General features: G+C 67.0%; 2 protein-coding genes. Both read right to left on the reverse strand.

Annotation, left to right across the window (positions count from 1 at the left end; translation table 11 throughout):
* Positions 1-195: 195 nt before the first annotated feature.
* Entirely contained in the window at positions 196-1,062 is an 867-nt protein-coding gene (locus tag ACTQ46_RS11035) for a hypothetical protein (RefSeq protein ID WP_441042081.1), read from the reverse strand.
* 7 nt (positions 1,063-1,069) lie between these two features.
* The coding region (locus tag ACTQ46_RS11040; RefSeq protein ID WP_441749878.1) for a hypothetical protein at positions 1,070-1,610 on the reverse strand (541 nt) is incomplete at its 5' end.

Here is a 1,610-nt window from a genome sequence, read left to right on the forward strand (position 1 = left end):
GTCGTCATCCTTGGGCGCCTCGGGGGCCTTGCTGCCGTCGGAGGGTTCCTTGGGGGCCTCTGGGGCGCTGTTGTTGTCGGCCAGCATCGTGAAGCCGCCGAACAGGGCGCGGTGAGTGTCGATGATCTGTCGCAGATCGTCGGGCGTGTGGTGCGGCATCGTGCCACCTCTCTGGGGTTGGGTGCGCTGACTCGCTCAGCGCATGTACTTGTGTTTCCGCAGTAGCTGGATCGCCATGTCCTGGTCGTCGCCCGCCTTGGCGTAGATCGCTTTCGGGGTCCAGCGCTCCATCCTGCGAGCGCCGTACATGGTGCGGGCGCCGTTGGCTCGCAGCACCGACTTCTTTTCGCCGTCCTTGGTGATGCGGACAGCCGGCTTGGCGTTGATGACTTGGTTGATGTCAGCGCCGTCCTCGATCGCCCGAAGCTGGTCTCGGGTGAGGTCCTTGATGTCGGACACGTCCAGCGGAGGCACTGAGGGTTTATCCCGGTCACTGACAGCCACCAGGCGTCCATCGCAGCCGGGGTGCCGCGTGAACGACCTCGTGCCAGGCTTGAACAGCTTCCCGACGAGCACCGCGCACCGCTGGCACATCGGGGCGGGGTCCACGAACATCAGCGACGTGCGAGCCCTCCCAGTCGCCCCGACCATGGCGGCGTTACGGCCGGCTTCCGACACAGCCCAGTGGGCCATCGTCTGCGCCACCCTGCCGCCAGCGGCCAGCTTCTGAGTGGCAGTGCCCGGCGTCGCCCTGGCTGTGATGACAGCCGGATACAGGAGGGCGGGGATTGTGAGAACTGCCCCTGACGTTGGGTGCTCCGCCCATCCGCCGAAACCAGCCGGGTCGACCTCCGCCAACGCCTTCTCTGGGTATCCGGAGCGGTACAGGTCGTCGTCCACGCTGGCAGCGCCAGCAGCAGCGGCACCGATCTGCGCGGCCACCACCAATCGAGACAGAGGCGTCAGCTTCAACTGCCATTGAGCAGCCCAGTCGCCGCTCGCGCGGATCGTGCGCCACTCGCGGCCCACCATCGTGGCAGCGGCCCGCGAACGGGCCAGCATCGCCTTCTCAGGCGACTGTGGTGACATCGCCCGGAGCCGCCATCAGCGCCTGCACCAGCGGGTCGGCATCCTGCTCGCGGAAGTAGGCCCGCTCCCGTTGCTTGCGCCCCTCGTCCCATCCCAGTTCGTCCCACACGCCCTCGCGAGAGAGGATCGGCACGCCGCCAGCCATCTTCGTGAGGGCGTCGGCTCGCTGTGAGTAGGTGGGGGTCGCGGGATCGTGCCACAGCGCCCTGATCTCGTTGCCGGGGAGCCATTCGCCGGTGCGGAGGCGTTCCCGCAGTCCCATCACCCACGCCCACGAGTCACCGTCGTACACGTTCATGCGCTCGACGTTGCGGATTAGACGGGCCTCATCGGCGCGGATCGCGCCCTCCGACGCAGGATTGACGGTGTCTTGACCGAGGTAGCGGGTCGGGAGCCCCAACATCCCGCCACACCAGCGCAGCATCGCGTTCACGGCGTCGGTAAAGTTCGACAGTTGCGCCGCGTCCCACGACCCGAACTTGGCGTCCTTGTTCGACGTGACCTTGAGGAGGGTCATGTAT

The sequence above is a fragment of the Gallicola sp. Sow4_E12 genome (genome assembly GCF_052116305.1).
Classification (GTDB): domain Bacteria; phylum Bacillota; class Clostridia; order Tissierellales; family Peptoniphilaceae; genus JBQKLI01.

Bases quoted from the DNA above. Each gene is read 5' to 3' on its own strand.
- ACTQ46_RS11035 (WP_441042081.1), bottom strand. From the start codon at position 1,062: ATGCTGGCCCGTTCGCGGGCCGCTGCCACGATGGTGGGCCGCGAGTGG.